This window comes from Halobacillus sp. B23F22_1, from assembly GCF_043497005.1.
Taxonomy (GTDB): Bacteria; Bacillota; Bacilli; order Bacillales; family Halobacillaceae; genus Halobacillus_A.
The window spans coordinates 365,946-382,824 of record NZ_JBIEKE010000003.1 but is presented as its reverse complement, the minus strand read 5'-3'; the positions used below and the strand labels follow the sequence as shown (position 1 = coordinate 382,824).

The 16,879-nt window shown below is 42.6% G+C and carries 14 protein-coding genes; 13 read left to right on the top strand and 1 reads right to left on the bottom strand.

Going from position 1 to position 16,879, the window contains the following annotated elements; all coding sequences use genetic code 11:
• Positions 1–11: 11 nt before the first annotated feature.
• The 4 genes from purM to purD are packed head-to-tail and all read left to right on the top strand — an operon-like array spanning position 12 to position 4,434.
• Positions 12–1,034 (top strand): phosphoribosylformylglycinamidine cyclo-ligase, encoded by a 1,023-nt coding sequence (gene purM, locus ACGTNH_RS16975; RefSeq protein WP_394588125.1) that lies wholly within the window; start codon positions 12–14, stop codon positions 1,032–1,034.
• Positions 1,031–1,612 (top strand): phosphoribosylglycinamide formyltransferase, encoded by a 582-nt coding sequence (purN, locus tag ACGTNH_RS16970; protein WP_394588124.1) that lies wholly within the window; start codon positions 1,031–1,033, stop codon positions 1,610–1,612. The genes purM and purN overlap by 4 nt, the downstream gene beginning before the upstream one ends.
• Entirely contained in the window at positions 1,609–3,138 is a 1,530-nt protein-coding gene (gene purH, locus ACGTNH_RS16965) for a bifunctional phosphoribosylaminoimidazolecarboxamide formyltransferase/IMP cyclohydrolase (protein WP_394588123.1), read from the top strand. Before purN ends, purH begins: the two co-directional genes overlap by 4 nt.
• Before the next feature lie 18 nt (positions 3,139–3,156).
• Positions 3,157–4,434 carry a phosphoribosylamine--glycine ligase gene (gene purD, locus ACGTNH_RS16960; protein WP_394588122.1) on the top strand — a complete coding sequence of 426 codons (1,278 nt, stop codon included), beginning with the start codon at positions 3,157–3,159 and terminating at the stop codon, positions 4,432–4,434.
• Here the strand turns inward: purD and ACGTNH_RS16955 are convergent.
• Entirely contained in the window at positions 4,399–4,494 is a 96-nt protein-coding gene (locus ACGTNH_RS16955) for an EYxxD motif small membrane protein (RefSeq protein WP_394588517.1), read from the bottom strand. The genes purD and ACGTNH_RS16955 overlap by 36 nt on opposite strands.
• A gap of 498 nt (positions 4,495–4,992) precedes the next feature.
• Between ACGTNH_RS16955 and ACGTNH_RS16950 the strand changes: the two genes are divergently transcribed.
• From ACGTNH_RS16950 to ACGTNH_RS16910, 9 genes are all read left to right on the top strand, one after another.
• Positions 4,993–6,738, top strand: a complete 1,746-nt coding sequence (locus tag ACGTNH_RS16950; protein ID WP_394588121.1) for an adenine deaminase C-terminal domain-containing protein — start codon at positions 4,993–4,995, stop codon at positions 6,736–6,738.
• A 41-nt stretch (positions 6,739–6,779) separates the two neighbouring features.
• Positions 6,780–7,784 carry a DUF3048 domain-containing protein gene (locus ACGTNH_RS16945; protein WP_394588120.1) on the top strand — a complete coding sequence of 335 codons (1,005 nt, stop codon included), beginning with the start codon at positions 6,780–6,782 and terminating at the stop codon, positions 7,782–7,784.
• Between the two features lie 13 nt (positions 7,785–7,797).
• Complete coding sequence (locus ACGTNH_RS16940; protein WP_394588119.1) at positions 7,798–8,100, top strand: YerC/YecD family TrpR-related protein; 303 nt, start codon at positions 7,798–7,800, stop codon at positions 8,098–8,100.
• Between the two features lie 342 nt (positions 8,101–8,442).
• Entirely contained in the window at positions 8,443–9,126 is a 684-nt protein-coding gene (gene pcrB, locus ACGTNH_RS16935; protein ID WP_394588118.1) for a heptaprenylglyceryl phosphate synthase, read from the top strand.
• A gap of 22 nt (positions 9,127–9,148) precedes the next feature.
• Positions 9,149–11,377, top strand: coding sequence for a DNA helicase PcrA (gene pcrA / locus ACGTNH_RS16930; protein WP_394588117.1), 2,229 nt, complete (start codon positions 9,149–9,151; stop codon positions 11,375–11,377).
• A gap of 15 nt (positions 11,378–11,392) precedes the next feature.
• A complete protein-coding gene (gene ligA / locus ACGTNH_RS16925) occupies positions 11,393–13,393 on the top strand; it encodes an NAD-dependent DNA ligase LigA (protein WP_394588116.1) in 2,001 nt (666 codons plus the stop codon).
• Positions 13,394–13,408: 15 nt separating this feature from the next.
• Positions 13,409–14,584: a CamS family sex pheromone protein gene (locus ACGTNH_RS16920; RefSeq protein WP_394588115.1), complete on the top strand. Its 1,176-nt coding sequence runs from the start codon at positions 13,409–13,411 to the stop codon at positions 14,582–14,584.
• Positions 14,585–14,760: 176 nt separating this feature from the next.
• Positions 14,761–16,311, top strand: a complete 1,551-nt coding sequence (gene pruA, locus ACGTNH_RS16915) for an L-glutamate gamma-semialdehyde dehydrogenase (RefSeq protein ID WP_394588114.1) — start codon at positions 14,761–14,763, stop codon at positions 16,309–16,311.
• A gap of 433 nt (positions 16,312–16,744) precedes the next feature.
• Positions 16,745–16,873 (top strand): hypothetical protein, encoded by a 129-nt coding sequence (locus ACGTNH_RS16910; RefSeq protein WP_394588113.1) that lies wholly within the window; start codon positions 16,745–16,747, stop codon positions 16,871–16,873.
• Positions 16,874–16,879: the final 6 nt, after the last annotated feature.

Below are 16,879 nucleotides of genomic sequence, written 5' to 3'. Positions count from 1 at the left end.
GAGGAACTTCGATGAGCCAATCATACAAAAAAGCCGGTGTAGATGTAGAAGCAGGCTATCAAGCAGTTGACCTTATGAAGAAGCATGTAGATAGGACGATGCGTCCAGAAGTAATAGGCGGCTTGGGCTCATTTGCCGGTCTATTTGATATTAGTTCCATGTCCTACAACCATCCTGTACTCGTAACGGGTACAGATGGGGTAGGCACCAAATTAAAGCTGGCTTTTGAAATGGATCAACACGATACAATCGGCGTCGATGTTGTAGCGATGTGTGTGAACGATATCGTTGCTCAAGGGGCTGATCCTCTGCTATTTCTCGATTACATCGCGTGTGGAAAAAATGAACCAGAAAAAATCGAACAAATCGTTAAAGGAATTGCCGACGGCTGTGAACAATCCCATTGCGCACTCGTGGGCGGGGAGACAGCTGAAATGCCGGGTATGTACGATGAGGACGAATATGATTTAGCTGGATTCGTCGTAGGGATGGCAGATAAAGACCGATTGATTACAGGAGAGCAGATTCAGCCTGGAGATGCACTCATTGGATTGCCGTCCAGCGGCGTTCATTCGAATGGTTTCTCACTTGTCCGCCGTATCATTGACGACCAGAAGCTGGATCTGTCTGCCGTTTACCCCGGCTTTACTAAACCACTGGGCGAGGAACTGCTGACTCCAACAAAAATTTACACGAAAGCTGTTCAATCCCTTAAACAAACGGTTACCGTTAAAGGCCTGGCTCACGTAACAGGTGGTGGTTTTTACGAAAACATCCCGAGAACACTGCCAGAAGGCCTTGGCGCACGACTTGATCACGATAGCTGGAATGTACCTGCTATCTTTGATCTATTACAAGAAAAGGGGAACTTACCTATTGATGACATGTTAGGGGTCTTTAATATGGGTGTCGGTATGGTAGCCGTTGTAGCAGAGGAAGACATTCAATCAACGATTAAGACCTTACAAGACGAGGGTGAAGACGCCGTATTGATCGGTTACGTCACAGCACAAGAAGGAATTCATTGGTCATGAGTAACAAAATCGCCATTTTTGCTTCAGGAACAGGTACGAACTTTGACGCGATCATGGATGCCATCGACGAAGGTACGCTCGACGCTGAAGTCAGCCTGCTCGTGTCTGATAAAATAAACGCCGGCGTCATTGAAAAAGCCCAAAAACGGCACGTCGACACCGTCGTATACAACCCTAAATCATATACGGACAAAGCAGCTTATGAATCCGCTCTGCTTGCAGACTGTCAGGCAAGAGACGTAGAATGGATCATTCTAGCGGGATACATGCGCCTCATCGGCCCTACATTATTAGAAGCCTATTCAAAGCGCATAGTAAACATTCACCCGTCCCTCCTGCCCGCATTTCCTGGCAAGGATGCGATTGGACAAGCCTTAGATAAAAAGGTGAAAGTGACGGGCGTCACCGTGCACTTCGTCGATGATGGAATGGACACCGGCCCGATTATTGCGCAAGATGCGCTATCCATTACTGAGGAAGACACAAAGGATGAGGTCCGGCGAAAGATCCAGGCCGTGGAGCATGAGCTTTATCCTCGTGTTATCCAATCCCTACTCACCAAGGAGGAAGCAAAATGAAACGTGCATTACTTAGTGTATCTAACAAACAAGGACTCAGCGAATTCGCTAAACAACTAATCGATCTAGACTATGAATTAGTTTCAACAGGCGGGACTAAACGTGCCATTGAAGAAGCCGGACTTCCTGTGCTTTCGATCTCTGAAATTACCGAGTTTCCTGAAATTATGGATGGAAGAGTGAAAACCCTGCATCCATCTGTTCACGGCGGTTTATTGGCAAAACGAAACAGTGAAGCCCATATGAGCCAGCTGGACGAACTAAATATTGAAACAATCGACCTTGTCGCAGTCAACCTTTATCCTTTTAAAGAAACCATTACAAAGCCTGACGTAACGGAAGAAGATGCGATTGAAAACATAGATATCGGCGGTCCAACAATGCTTCGGTCCGCAGCGAAAAGCTTTGCCGATGTAGCTGTCGTAGTTGATCCCGAGGATTATGAACAGGTGATCAGCAGTCTTCAGGCAGATGGTCTTTCTTTTGAAACGCGTAAAAATCTCGCAGCAAAAGTGTTCCGTCATACGGCAAACTATGATGCTATGATTGCGGAATATTTCTCCGAAGTAACAGAAGAACCTTATCCTGAATCATACACCGTTACTTATGAGAAAGTCCAAAGCTTACGCTATGGAGAGAACCCGCACCAGACGGCTTCTTTCTACAAAAAAGCGAATTACAAAGGAGCTTCTTTAGCCAATGCAGAGCAGCTAAATGGCAAAGAGCTATCTTATAACAATATTCAAGATGCAAATGCAGCGCTGGACGTCGTACTTGAATTTACAGAACCGGCAGCCGTAGCTGTAAAACATATGAATCCATGCGGAGTGGGAACTGGCGCAAATTTGTTTGAGGCGTTTGGAAAAGCGTATGAAGGAGATCCTGTCTCTATTTTCGGAGGAATTGTAGCCTTAAACCGTGAAGTAGACGGGGACACAGCAGCGAAACTTAAAGAAATCTTCTTAGAGATTGTCCTTGCTCCTTCCTTTAGTCAGGAAGCACTAGACATACTTACTCAGAAGAAAAACTTACGTTTATTAAAAGTTGATATGAAGAAACCAGAAACGCAAACTCATAAACTTACTTCAGTGAGCGGCGGGCTGCTCGTTCAAGATACTGATGAAGGATCACTTGAAGATGTTGAATTAGAAGTGGCAACAGAACGCCAGCCTTCAGAACAAGAATTGAAGGATCTTGAGCTGGGCTGGAAAGTCGTTAAACACGTAAAATCCAATGCGATTGTTGTAGCAAAATCAGATCAAACCTTAGGTGTAGGCGCCGGCCAAATGAATCGTGTAGGAGCGGCTCAAATTGCTCTTGAACAAGCAGGGGACAAGGCCCGCGGAGCCATTATGGCTTCAGATGCATTTTTCCCAATGCCGGATACCGTTGAAACAGCTGCTGAAGCAGGCGTAAAAGCGATCATTCAGCCGGGCGGATCAAAGCGTGACCAGGATTCTATTGATGCCTGTAATAAACACGGGATCACAATGGTCTTTACAAAAATGCGTCATTTCAAACACTAATAAGAGGAGGCTGCCAAAATGAAGATTTTAGTCATTGGACGTGGTGGACGTGAGCATAGTCTCGTTCAGAAATTCGCTGAGAGCCCCCAGGTCTCGAAGGTATTTGCGGCTCCGGGGAATGCAGGAATGGAAGAAGAAGCAGAATGTGTTCCTATTTCAGAATCTGAAGGAGATCAGCTGATCACATTTGCTAAAGAAAATAAGGTGGATGTTACGTTCGTAGGGCCTGAAAACCCTTTGCTGGACGGACTTGTAGATCAATTTCAAGAAGCTGGTCTACTTGTGTTTGGTCCATCAAAAGCAGCAGCTCTTATCGAAGGAAGCAAGCATTTTGCCAAGCAGATTATGAAAAAATACAACATCCCTACCGCAGATTATGAGGCATTCACAGATGCGGAAGAAGCTAAGGATTATATCAAGCAAAAAGGTGCTCCTATTGTCGTGAAAGCCGACGGATTAGCAGCTGGTAAGGGTGTGGTGGTAGCAGAAACCATCGTTCAAGCAGTAGAAGCCGTAAATGAAATGCTGTTAGATGGCAGGTTCGGAGATGCGAGCCGGGAAATCGTAGTCGAAGAATTTTTGCAAGGAGAAGAATTTTCTCTAATGGCTTTTGTAAACGGTGAAGACGTTTATCCAATGGTAACGGCCAAGGACCACAAACGCGCCTTTGAAGGCGATCAAGGACCGAATACTGGTGGAATGGGAGCTTTTGCCCCGGCGCAGGACTTACCTGACGGAGCCTATGATTTCGCTGTAGATAACATTCTTCAGCAGGCCGCTTCTGCTCTAGTAGAAGAAGGACGTTCATTTACAGGTATTTTATACGCCGGTCTGATTCAAACACCTCAAGGTCCTAAAGTCATTGAGTTTAACGCTCGATTTGGCGATCCGGAAACTCAGGTTGTCCTGCCCCTGTTAGAAAATGATCTCGTGCAAGTAGTTCTTGACGTTCTGGATCACAAAGATCCTCAGCTTGCTTGGAAAAACCAGGCATGTGCAGGAGTGGTCGTGGCTTCAGCAGGATACCCGGGCAGTTACCAAAAAGGGGTTCAGCTGCCTGCATGGTCCAAAGAAAATGGACTATTCGTTGTGCACGCCGGTACGAAGAAAGCGGAAAAAGCTTACGTTTCCGACGGAGGAAGGGTGCTGTTATTTGGTAAAACAGCAGATGATTTAGCGGCAGCCTTGATCGACGTGAACGATGCGCTGCGCGTTTTTGACGAAACGGATGACTTCTTTTATCGAAATGATATTGGACAATCAGCTATTGTTTCGTCTAATCCAAACGTAGAGTAATGCAGCTACGGTCCCTATAACCAGAGATATAACAAAGCCAACATCGGTTAAATATTCCATAAAATTCATTTTGTCGACATCCTTTACTAATGAGGACGGGTAATCCCGTCCTTTTTTATTTGAATTTTTCTATTGGCAAGGAAATTATGAGAACGAAGATATGATTTCATGTTTTCATACAGCGCTTTCATATTTACTGCTGCGTGTTTTCTTATGCTTAGCGAAGGGAATCCAACCTGTGTTACGATAGAAAAAATGAATCGGGAGGCAGCTCCATGAATGAACAACGCTTTCGCTGGCGCAACCGACAACTTCGCGAACATACATCGGTTAAATATTCCATAAAATTCATTTTGTCGACATCCTTTACTAATGAGGACGGGTAACCCCGTCCTTTTTTATTTGAATTTTTCTATTGGCAGGGAAAGTATGAGAACGAAGATTTGATTTCATGTTTTCATACAGCGCTTTCATATTTACTGCTGCGTGTTTTCTTATGCTTAGCGAAGGGAATCCAACCTGTGTTACGATAGAAAAAATGAATCGGGAGGCAGCTCCATGAATGAACAACGCTTTCGCTGGCGCAACCGACAACTTCGCGAACATACAGCTGTTGTAGATGGAAAGCTAGCACCAACAAAATTAATAAAAAATACAACATACTTAAACGTTTACCTTAAACAATGGATACAGGGGCACATTTGGATATATAATGACCGCATCATTTACTGCGGCCCAGAGCTTCCTCCGCTCACTGAAGGAACCGAATGGATTGATGGAAGTGATTCCTATATCGTGCCTGGTTATATAGAACCGCACGCGCATCCATTTCAGTTATATAATCCCCGTAGTTTGGCTGAATATGCAGCACAGACGGGGACAACTACATTAATTAATGACAACTTGATGTGGCTGTTTTTAACCGATCAAGAAAAAGCTTTCTCACTCCTTGAAGAATTTATGAATGTTCCCGCTTCTATGTACTGGTGGGCTCGTCTTGATTCACAATCGACGATTCCCGATGAAGAACAAGAAGAATTTGAGGAGCAGGTACTTCCGTGGCTGCACCATGATGCGGTCATTCAAGGAGGAGAACTGACGGCCTGGCCGGAAGTCCTTTACGGTGGGGATGATCAAATGCTTCACTGGATGCAGGAAACAAAACGTTCACGAAAACCGATAGAAGGACATTTGCCGGGGGCTTCATGGAAAACGTTAGTAAAAATGAAACTGCTCGGATTGGATTCAGAACACGAATCCATGACAGCTGATGAAGTTATTAATCGCCTATCCTTTGGGTATCAAACAGGTTTACGATACTCTTCTATTCGACCCGATTTACCTGAAATCTTAAAAGGATTAAAGGCGAAAGGGCTTCAGTCGTTTGACCGAATGATGTTTACAACGGACGGATCAACGCCTGGATTTTATCGTGAAGGATTGATCAATCCTTGTATAAAAATAGCACTTGAAGCTGGAGTAAATGATGTGGACGCTTATATGATGGGTTCTTATCAGGCTGCCCGTCATTTTGGAATTGAAGATCGCCTGGGAAGTATAGCTCCAGGAAGAGTAGCCCACCTTAACTTTTTATCGGATCCTAAAGATCCTAATCCTCATGCGGTACTTGCTAAAGGGGAGTGGGTGAGGCGTGAAAATCAACCCGTTACAAGTAAAGCTGAGTTCCCATGGAAACAACATGGATTAGAACCTCTTGATTTATCCTGGGATTTAACAGAAGACGACCTGCAGTTCTCTATGCCTGTAGGAATGGAAATGGAGAATGAAGTTATAATGAAGCCATTTGCCATTGACGTTGATGCGTCTGTGGAACGCTTACCTGCAGATCATAACGAAGCATTTTTAACGCTGCTGGACCGTGATGGGGAGTGGAGAGTAAATACACTTCTTAAAGGATTTACCGATTCGCTCGGCGCATTAGTGAGCTCTTACTCCAATACAGGAGACTTAATTTTAATAGGAAAATCACGGCCTGATATGAAGCTTGCGTTCAAACGTCTAAAAGAAATAGGCGGAGGTATTGTACTTGTAGATAACGGAAAAGTAGTATTTGAACTGCCGTTGTCTCTCTCAGGGGTCATGGCGGATCTAGAAATGGCGGAACTTATAAAAAAAGAAGAAGAGCTGAAAGAAAGATTAAAGACTTATGGCTATACATTCGGAGACCCAGTCTACACCTTGCTCTTTTTGTCATCTATGCACCTGCCCTTTATTAGAATCACTCCTGTCGGAATTATGGATGTGAAAAAGAATGAGGTTCTTTATCCAGCCATCATGCGTTAAGATATAGAGAGTATATAAAACGTATAAGGGGTAATATGGTAATGAGAAAGCATGTATGGTTGGGCTTGATTTTATTGTTTAGTATATTAGCGGCCTGCAGCAGCGACAATTCGAAATCAAAAGTAACCGATGATGATCAATCAGAAGAATTAGCCGATCAAGGTGTTTATCCTCTTACGGGAGAACAAACGGATGAACGCGTAGACAAGCGTGTGATTGCCGTAATGGTTAATAATCATACGGCGGCCCGTCCCCAATCAGGGATAAGTAAAGCAGACATCGTTTATGAATTTCTTGCAGAAGGACAGATCACGAGACTGTTAGCTTTGTATCAGAGCGATTTACCAGAGAACATAGGTCCGGTAAGAAGTGCAAGATCTTATTTTTACGAAATTGCAGCAGGTTTTGATGCTTTGTATACGTATCACGGGGCTGCAAATTTTATAAATAAAGATATTGAGGAAAGCGGCATTGATTATGCCGACGGCGCTAAGTATGATAATGATAGAGAGCTTTTCAAACGAACCACCGACAGGCAGCCGCCGCACAACTCCTACTTGCTTACCAGCGGTTTGGAACAGCTTCTACAGAGCAAAGGTTATGCAACTGAAATGGCGATCGATCCACTGCCTTTTAGTAATGAAAATCGTGATGAAGGCAGTCAGGTGAGTGAAGTAACTATTACTTATGGGCCAAATGAAACGGTTACCTATACGTATGACTTAGAAAAAGAACAATACTTACGAGCGAGCGATGGAGAAGCTAGTGTAGATAAGGAAACGAACGAACAAGTTGCCCTTGAAAACGTATTGATTATTCACACTTCCCATGAGGTGGTCGATGACGACGGCCGTCGTGATATTGACCTCACTTCAGGCGGAAAAGGATACCTCTTGCAAAATGGGGAGCAAATTGATGTAGAATGGAAGAATAAAGATGGGCGGATATTGCCTTATCAAGATGGTGAACTTGTTCCATTTAAACAAGGTCAAACTTGGGTGAACGTTGTTCCTGAAGAGCCAGGGATGGTATCTGTTAACGAATAGGGAGGGAAAGCAAGTGCAAATTGATAAACTAAGAGGGAAGACATTGGATCAACTTTTTGAAGCCATCTTGTCCCTTAAAAACGTAGAAGAATGTTATGAGTTTTTCGATGACTTAGCAACAATGAACGAAGTCCAATCACTTGCCCAGCGCCTTGAAGTTGCTCGAATGCTGCGCGAAGGGTTTACGTATCATAAAATCGAAACGGAAACAGGAGCCTCTACGGCTACAATTTCCCGAGTGAAACGCTGCTTGAACTATGGAAATGACGCCTACACGTTAGCATTAGATCGTGTGCAGGAAAAGAAAATTGAATAAAGCGGAAAAAGCCGTCCTGGTCGTTGGGGCGGCTTTTTGATGGTGATTTGAAAGATATCAGGGAATGTTGGGCTGCAGGAGGGGGCGCTGGTTGGTATCGTAACGTTCCAACTGATACTACTCGCAAAACTTCTAAAACCCTCTCGTAAATCAATTATTAATGACCGTAAGTCTTCATAAAAAATCCCTCTTATCGATTCATGTAAGAAGTAAAAGTTTGCTATAATATATGAATGGATAAACGTTTATCGTAATTGAACGGGCACTAAATATCTTGAGGTTCTCCGCTGAGTCAGAAGATGAAAGGCCGACACAAGATTCACTTATGGAGGAATACATTCTGTGTGTAATATAAAAGAATGGAGTCACGTTTTTAAGCTCGATCCAAATAAAACAATAGATGATAGAGACTTATCCGTTCTTTGTGAATCAGGCACGGATGCGATCATTATCGGAGGAACAGATGGCGTAACTTTCGACAATGTATTTGATTTGTCAGAAAGAGTCCAGCGCTACAAAGTTCCATGTCTGCTTGAGGTTTCAACTATGGAATCCATCATGCCTGGGTTTGATGGATATTTAATTCCGAGTGTATTAAACAGTAAGGATAAGAAGTTTATCACCGGTATTCAGCATGAAGCTATTAAGGAATATCAGGATTGGATTCCGTGGAATCATATGCTGGTAGAAGGCTATTGTGTATTGAACGAACAAGCGAAAGTATTCAAAGCGGCTGAATGTGAGCTGCCGTCATATGATGATGTTATTGCATATGCAGTTATGGCAGAGCAAATGTTTCATTTTCCGATTTTTTACTTAGAATATAGTGGAGCCTTTGGGAATGCTGAATTAGTAAAGGAAGTTCGTAATCATGTAAGCCACACTACCCTTTTTTACGGGGGAGGTATTGAGTCTTACGAACAGGCGGTTACGATGAAACGCCATGCAGATGTTATCGTCGTAGGGAATGTTATATATAAGGACGTGCAAGCAGCTCTTCGAACGGTTAAGGCTTGCAAGCAATAATGAGTAAAAGGAAGGTGTCCACATGACACAAGCAATCCACCCTCTAGTGAAAGGGTTGAATGAACAACAGAGAAATGCGGTCACCCATACCGAAGGACCGCTTCTTATAATGGCCGGGGCGGGAAGTGGAAAAACAAGAGTACTTACTCATCGAATCGCATATTTACTAGATGAAAGAGAAGTATCTCCACGGAACGTTTTAGCAATTACATTTACGAACAAAGCAGCACGCGAAATGAAAGAGCGAGTTGAGTCATTAGTGGGAGCAGAAGCCGAAAAGATATGGATGTCTACGTTCCACTCTATGTGTGTGCGTATTCTTAGACGTGACATCGACCGAATCGGCTACGATCGTAACTTTTCTATTTTAGATTCAAGTGATCAGCAGTCCGTGATCAAACAAGTACTGAAAGAATTGAATCTCGATCCAAAAAAATGGGATCCCCGCGCGATGATCGGGGCGATCAGCAACGCTAAGAACGAACTTATTACACCGGAGCAGTATGAACGTGAGACAAACAGTTTGCATGAAGAGCAAATTGCTCAGATTTATAAAGGATATCAAAAAAAGCTGCGCAAGAATCAATCGCTGGATTTCGACGATTTGATTATGCAGACGTTAACGCTCTTTGACCGGCTGCCAGAAGTCTTAGAGTATTACCAGCGCCGCTTTCAATATATTCACGTGGACGAGTATCAAGATACGAACCATGCCCAGTATCAGCTTGTTAAGCATCTAGCCAGCCGTTACCAAAATCTTTGTGTAGTAGGTGATTCTGACCAATCTATTTACCGTTGGAGAGGGGCAGATATTACAAACATCCTATCCTTTGAGAAGGACTATCCGAACGCAAAAACGATCTTGCTGGAGCAAAATTACCGCTCCACAGAACTCATCTTAAATGCTGCCAATAAAGTAATCGCCAATAATAGTGGACGAAAAGCTAAAAACCTATGGACTGATAATAGCGGTGGTACGAAAATTCAATACAAAGAAGCGGGGACAGAGAGAGAAGAAGCTTTTTTTGTCACCGACCAGATTGAAGATCTTGTACGCAGCGGAAGTTTTCAGTATAAAGACGTAGCGATTTTATATCGGACAAATGCCCAATCTCGTACGATTGAAGAAACATTCGTAAAGTCCGGTGTTCCTTACCAAATGGTTGGAGGTACGAAGTTCTACGATCGAAAAGAGATTAAAGACTTACTTGCTTACTTAAGGCTGATTGCCAATCCAAACGATGATTTAAGCTTTCAGCGTGTCATAAATGAACCGAAACGAGGCGTAGGAAAAACAAGCCTGGATAAACTACAAGCATATGCAGCTGCTCAGGATATCTCGCTTTATGAAGCAGCGGCAGAAATCGATTTTGTCGGGGTAAGTGCCAAAGCGGCTAAGTCTGTCATGAATTTTTATCAAATGATCCGTAACTGGACCCAGCAGCAGGAATTTCTTTCTGCGACAGATATGGTCAACGAAGTTATTGAAATCACAGGTTACGAAGAAATGCTGAAAAACGAAAAAAGTTTAGAAGCGCAGAGCCGGTTAGAAAACATTGAAGAGTTCAAGTCTGTTACCAAAAATTTTGAAGATACGGCAGAAGATAAAACATTAATTGCATTTTTAACGGACTTGGCGTTAATTGCCGATATCGATTCAATGAATGACGATCCATCTAGTGACGACACGGTCACTTTAATGACCTTGCATTCAGCAAAAGGTTTAGAGTTTCCAGTAGTGTTTCTAATAGGGATGGAAGAGAATGTATTCCCGCACACCCGTTCGTTAATGGATGATGATGAAATGGAAGAGGAAAGGCGTCTGGCTTATGTAGGAATTACAAGAGCTGAGCGTAACCTGTATTTAACGCATGCAAAAATGCGTACGTTGTACGGGCGTACGAATATGAATCCGGTCAGCCGCTTTATCCATGAGATTCCCCAGGATTTATTAGAAGGTAAAGAAGAGAAAGAACCGCTGCCATTTTTCAGCCAAAAGCGTGAGCCCGGGACAGCAGCATCTGCACAACCCGCTCCGAAAAAACGGGCAGCTAAAAAAGAAAAAACGACGTCAGGCGGGGAGAAAGTTTCCTGGCAGCCTGGGGATAAAGCTTCTCATAAAAAATGGGGAGAAGGAACGGTAGTTAAAGTGCAAGGTGAAGGCGAAGACATGGAACTGGACATCGCTTTTCCAGCGCCGACAGGTATCAAACGATTAATTGCCAGATTTGCCCCGATTACGAAAGTGTAAGGACGTGAGCAGGATATGAACCGACAGGAAGCACAGCAGCGACTAGATGCGTTACGAAATGAAATTCATCAGTACAATTATGAATATCATACACTCGACGCCCCTAGTGTATCGGACTATGAATACGATAAAAAAATGCGTGAACTGATTGATTTAGAATCTGAGTTTCCTGATCTAGTAACAGCAGATTCTCCATCCCAGCGTGTTGGAGCGGAGCCTCTAAGTGCTTTTCAAAAAGTACGTCATAATGTAGCGATGCTCAGCCTGGGCAACTCGTTTGATGAGCAGGAACTGCGTGACTTTGACCGGCGTGTAAGAGAAGGTACAGGAGAAGAAGTCACCTATGTTTGTGAGCTGAAAATTGATGGACTTGCCGTTTCTTTAACCTATGAAGATGGTGTCCTTGTTCGTGGTGCTACGAGAGGGGATGGAACCGTCGGAGAAGACATCACCGTGAATTTACGTACAATTCGTACCATTCCACTGCGTCTTCACTCACCAGAAACAGTAGAAGTGCGCGGAGAAGCTTTTATGCCGAAGAACTCTTTTTTGAAAATGAACGAAGCTCGTGAAGAAAAAGGGGAAGAGCCGTTCGCGAATCCACGAAATGCAGCAGCAGGTTCGTTGAGACAGCTTGATCCTAAAGTCGCTGCTAAACGTAATCTGGATATTTTTCTATATGGTGTCGGCGAATGGCAAGGAGAATCCTCCCAATCACATAGTGAGCGTTTAGAACGGATGAAAGAACTAGGCTTAAAAACAAATCCGGAATGGAAGAAATGTAAATCTATTGATGAAGTCATTGATTATGTACATGGCTGGGTTGAACGACGACCGGACTTAGATTATGAGATTGACGGGATCGTTATAAAAGTGGATCGCCTCGATCAACAGGAAGCACTCGGCTTTACAGCGAAAAGTCCGCGCTGGGCTACAGCATATAAATTTCCTGCTGAAGAAGCTGTTACGACATTAAAAGATATCGAGTTAAGCGTGGGGCGCACAGGCGTTGTTACGCCAACGGCGATATTAGACCCGGTGAAAGTGGCTGGAACGACTGTTCAGCGAGCTTCTCTGCACAACGAGGATTTAATCCGAGAACGCGATATCCGTATCGGGGACACCGTAGTGATTAAAAAAGCAGGAGATATCATTCCTGAAGTCGTCCGAGTACTTGTGGACCAACGAAGTGGAGAAGAAGAGCCTTACGCGATGCCAGAACACTGTCCTGAGTGTGAGAGTAAACTGGTTAGGCTGGAAGAAGAAGTCGCCCTGCGATGTATTAATCCTAACTGTCAGGCTCAGCTGCGTGAAGGATTAATTCATTTCGTATCGCGTAACGCTATGGATATTGATGGTCTTGGAGAGAAAGTAATTGCCCAGCTTTTCCAGGAAAATTTAATTGCTACAATTGCCGATTTGTACAAACTTAAACGAGAAGAACTGCTGCAACTTGAACGAATGGGTGAGAAGTCTGTTGAAAACTTATTAAATGCCATCGAAGCTTCAAAGGCCAATTCTTTAGAAAAGCTGTTGTTTGGACTCGGTATTCGATACGTAGGCACGAAAGCTGCTCAAACATTAGCGCAGGAATTTGAAACGATGGAGGCACTAAGCCAAACTGATGCAGAAAATTTAATGCTCGTACCAGAGATTGGAGAAAAAATGGCCGACTCCATCGCCCGCTATTTTTCAAAGCCGCAAGTTCTTGACCTTATAGATGATTTAAAACAATTAGGAATTAACATGGAATATAAAGGGCCGAAGAAAAACGAAGGACCAGAAGATTCTCCTTTTAAAGGGAAAACCATTGTCCTTACAGGAAAAATGGAAAACTTCACACGCTCAGAAGCGAAAAATATCGTCCAGGAACTTGGCGGAAAAGTCACCGGTAGTATAAGTAAAAATACAGATTTACTTATTGCCGGGGAAGACGCAGGTTCAAAATACGATAAAGCAGAAAAGCTTGGGGTAGAGATATGGAACGAGGAAGAATTTGCGAATGCTTTAACATAATGGGGAGTGGAATGAATGAGGAAGCTGCACGCCGTTTGGTTAGTTATGATCCTTATTGTCAGCGCGTGTACACCCGTATACGATAATACAGATGAGGTTGTTCGCGAAACGACGGACGAAGATAGTGATGAAAAAGCGATCATCCCAAACTACGACTTATCAGATGATACGTACCGGATGATTTTAACAGAAGGCGAGTCGAAAATTTCGGCTGCCCGTGGAGTGACGACCAACCAAATGGGAAACCGACTTGATATAGCAGAATTTGAAGGCGGATTACAGCGCCATTCTAAAGAATACTTCAGCGCGGAAGATTATTATTTTCAGCCGGGTCAATTTTTGGATAAAGACACGTTATTAAGATGGCTGGGAAGATACGAGGAGCCGGAAGATCCTGATGAACCTTATAAAACAGGAAATGTAGAAGGTCTTAATCCAGAATTAGATGAAGACTCTGCCTCAGAAGAAGATTTCCGGGAGAACCCTCGCTATATTTCCAATATAGTGGAGCAAGACTACTTAATTCGACAAGAAGATGATGTCGTAGAAGTGGCAGGACTAACCATTGGAATATCCATGCGTTCGATTTATGACTTTCAAGCTGAAGGTCGCGAGTATTCAGAAAATATTTCAACGAGTGAATCTTTGGCGCGAGGACAGGAATATGCGGATAAGATCCTAGAAAGGTTACGGGAACGAGAAGAACTGCAGGACGTACCTGTTATGTTTGCTATTTATGAAGAAGAGGAAGATAATGCTGAATCACCAGGTAACTTTTTAAGTAAAGGATATGCTGAAGGATCTGACAATTCGGTAGGTGACTGGGCAGATATTGATGAAGAATATGTGCTGTTCCCATCGGATGAAGCAGAGGAAGATCATTTTGATGATGCTGAAATGTTTTCTGATTTTCGATCTGAGGTTTCAGATTACTTCCCGAACTTTGTCGGAATGATAGCAAATGGGTTTTACGTCGATGACGAACTTCATGAAGTGAAAATAGACATCCCTATACAGTTTGACTCGCATACAGAAGTTACAGGATTTACTCAATATGTATACAGTCTTGTGATGGAAATGTTTGAAGATCATTATTCTATACAAGTGAAAATTAACAGTATGGATCAGCAGGAAAGTTTAATAGTAAAAAAACCGGGACAAGAAGAACCTTTCGTCCATATTTATGAATAGTTCAAGAAGGCCATGATGAATTAAACTTCGTCATGGCGCTTTTTATACCTTTGCTTTAAATTGAAAAAATTTGAAGAAACTTTTAACATACGATAAAATGTTTTGTGGAAGCGCTTAATATAATAACTTTCTAAAAATAAAGCGTCTAACCCTACAATATGAGGAGGCGGTTTTACATGGTAGTGCCTTACAAACATGAACCATTTACTGACTTTAGTGTGGAGGAAAATCGTAAAGCTCTAGAAGATGCAATTAAGCAGGTCGAAGGAGACTTAGGAAAGGAATATCCTTTAATTATTGGTGGAGAACGGATCATGACGGATGACAAAATAAAAGTAGTCAATCCGGCTAATAAAAAAGAAGTGATTGGATACGTAGCAAAAGCCAATCAAGATTTAGCTGAAAAAGCCCACCAGATCGCAGACGATACTTTTAATTGGTGGCGCAAGACAAAAGCACAGTTTCGTGCCGACATTTTGTTCCGTGCAGCAGCCATTGTCCGCCGCCGTAAGCATGAGTTTACCGCTCACCTTGTAAAAGAGGGAGGAAAACCATGGAAGGAAGCGGATGCAGATACAGCTGAAGCAATTGATTTCTTAGAGTACTATGGTCGTCAAATGCTTGAAATTGATAAAGGTGTTGAGATTAACTCACGCCCAATAGAGAATAATCGCTTCCATTACATACCACTGGGCGTCGGCGTGGTTATTTCTCCGTGGAATTTCTTATTCGCTATTATGTGCGGAACAACAGTGGCTTCTATGGTTTCAGGAAATACGGTTCTCCTTAAACCAGCCAGTACGACTCCAATCATTGCGTATAAAATGATGGAAGTATTAGAGGAAGCAGGTCTTCCAGCTGGAGTGATTAACTATATTCCAGGAAGTGGAAAAGAAGTAGGCGACTACCTTGTCGATCATCCTCGTACTCGTTTCGTCAGCTTCACTGGTTCTAGAGAAGTAGGGACCCGTATTTTTGAACGTGCGTCTAAAGTTCACCCTGGACAGAAATGGCTGAAACGTACGATTATCGAGATGGGTGGAAAAGATACCATCGTCGTGGACAAAGATTCTGATTTAGAATTAGCGGCAGATGCCATTACTTATTCTGCATTTGGTTTTTCAGGTCAGAAATGCTCTGCCTGCTCACGCGTAGTAGCTCATGAAGATATTTATGATGAGCTTCTCGATAAAGTAGCGTCTAAAACAAAAGAGAATGTTTCGTATGGTGATCCAACGGCACACGACACATATATGGGGCCGGTTATTGATCAGGCAGCTTATGATAAAATTTTGAACTACATTGAAATTGGTAAACAGGAAGGTAAACTTGTTACAGGTGGAAAAGGGAATGATAGTAAAGGGTGGTTTATTGAGCCGACTGTTTTTGCTGATCTAGCTCCAGATGCTCGCATTATGCAAGAAGAAATCTTCGGTCCTGTGGTCGGTTTTACGAAAGCGAAGACTTTTGACGAAGCTATTGATATTGCAAACAATACGGAGTACGGCTTAACAGGTGCTGTCATTACAAACAATCGTCAGAATCAAGAAAAAGCACGTGAAGATTTCCATGTTGGAAACTTATACTTTAACCGTGGCTGTACAGCAGCCATTGTAGGCTATCATCCTTTCGGAGGCTTTAATATGTCAGGAACCGATTCAAAAGCAGGAGGACCTGATTATTTAGTTCATCATATGCAAGGAAAAACCACATCTGAAATGCTATAATTAACGATGAATAGAGCTGCCTTTATGGCAGCTCTATTTTTATGTTAAGATTAGGACTTGTGATTTTATATTTTTTGTTGATAATATCCTAAAATTTGAAGATAACTATACATAAGAAATAGAAAGCCTTTCTTTCGATTTAGGAAAAAAGCCCCTTTACAGAATGAAAATACCAAGTGAATGAAATTTTTATTTATAAAATTTTATGAATAGATATCATATATATTGTGAAATTTTATGTATATAATCTAAAAATTTGTATAATTATACAACAAAAAGTCGATATTATAATTTTTGCAATGTTCTAACTATTATATTATGATATGGTTGTACCTGTGTTTGGCTTTTTTCACTTCTGTGCCTGATTTGCAGGCATTCTGAATTATTTTACAATTGCATAGAAGTGTATAATTCAAAAATTGGAGGTGACATCGTGTTTGAACTAGCAACCGCTGCAGGACAATATTCACTTTCAGGCGCATCATGGTTTTGGCTGTTTGTACCAATGCCAATTTTAATTATTCTATCATTAATTACACTATTTACCGGAAGGAGCGAATAATAAAAC

Coding starts and splice junctions, on each gene's coding strand:
- purD (WP_394588122.1), top strand. CDS start 3,157: ATGAAGATTTTAGTCATTGGACGTGGTGGACGTGAGCATAGTCTCGTT.
- pcrA (WP_394588117.1), top strand. CDS start 9,149: ATGACACAAGCAATCCACCCTCTAGTGAAAGGGTTGAATGAACAACAG.
- purH (WP_394588123.1), top strand. CDS start 1,609: ATGAAACGTGCATTACTTAGTGTATCTAACAAACAAGGACTCAGCGAA.
- ACGTNH_RS16955 (WP_394588517.1), bottom strand. CDS start 4,494: ATGGAATATTTAACCGATGTTGGCTTTGTTATATCTCTGGTTATAGGG.
- purN (WP_394588124.1), top strand. CDS start 1,031: ATGAGTAACAAAATCGCCATTTTTGCTTCAGGAACAGGTACGAACTTT.
- purM (WP_394588125.1), top strand. CDS start 12: ATGAGCCAATCATACAAAAAAGCCGGTGTAGATGTAGAAGCAGGCTAT.
- ACGTNH_RS16920 (WP_394588115.1), top strand. CDS start 13,409: ATGAGGAAGCTGCACGCCGTTTGGTTAGTTATGATCCTTATTGTCAGC.
- ACGTNH_RS16950 (WP_394588121.1), top strand. CDS start 4,993: ATGAATGAACAACGCTTTCGCTGGCGCAACCGACAACTTCGCGAACAT.
- ACGTNH_RS16945 (WP_394588120.1), top strand. CDS start 6,780: ATGAGAAAGCATGTATGGTTGGGCTTGATTTTATTGTTTAGTATATTA.
- ligA (WP_394588116.1), top strand. CDS start 11,393: ATGAACCGACAGGAAGCACAGCAGCGACTAGATGCGTTACGAAATGAA.
- pruA (WP_394588114.1), top strand. CDS start 14,761: ATGGTAGTGCCTTACAAACATGAACCATTTACTGACTTTAGTGTGGAG.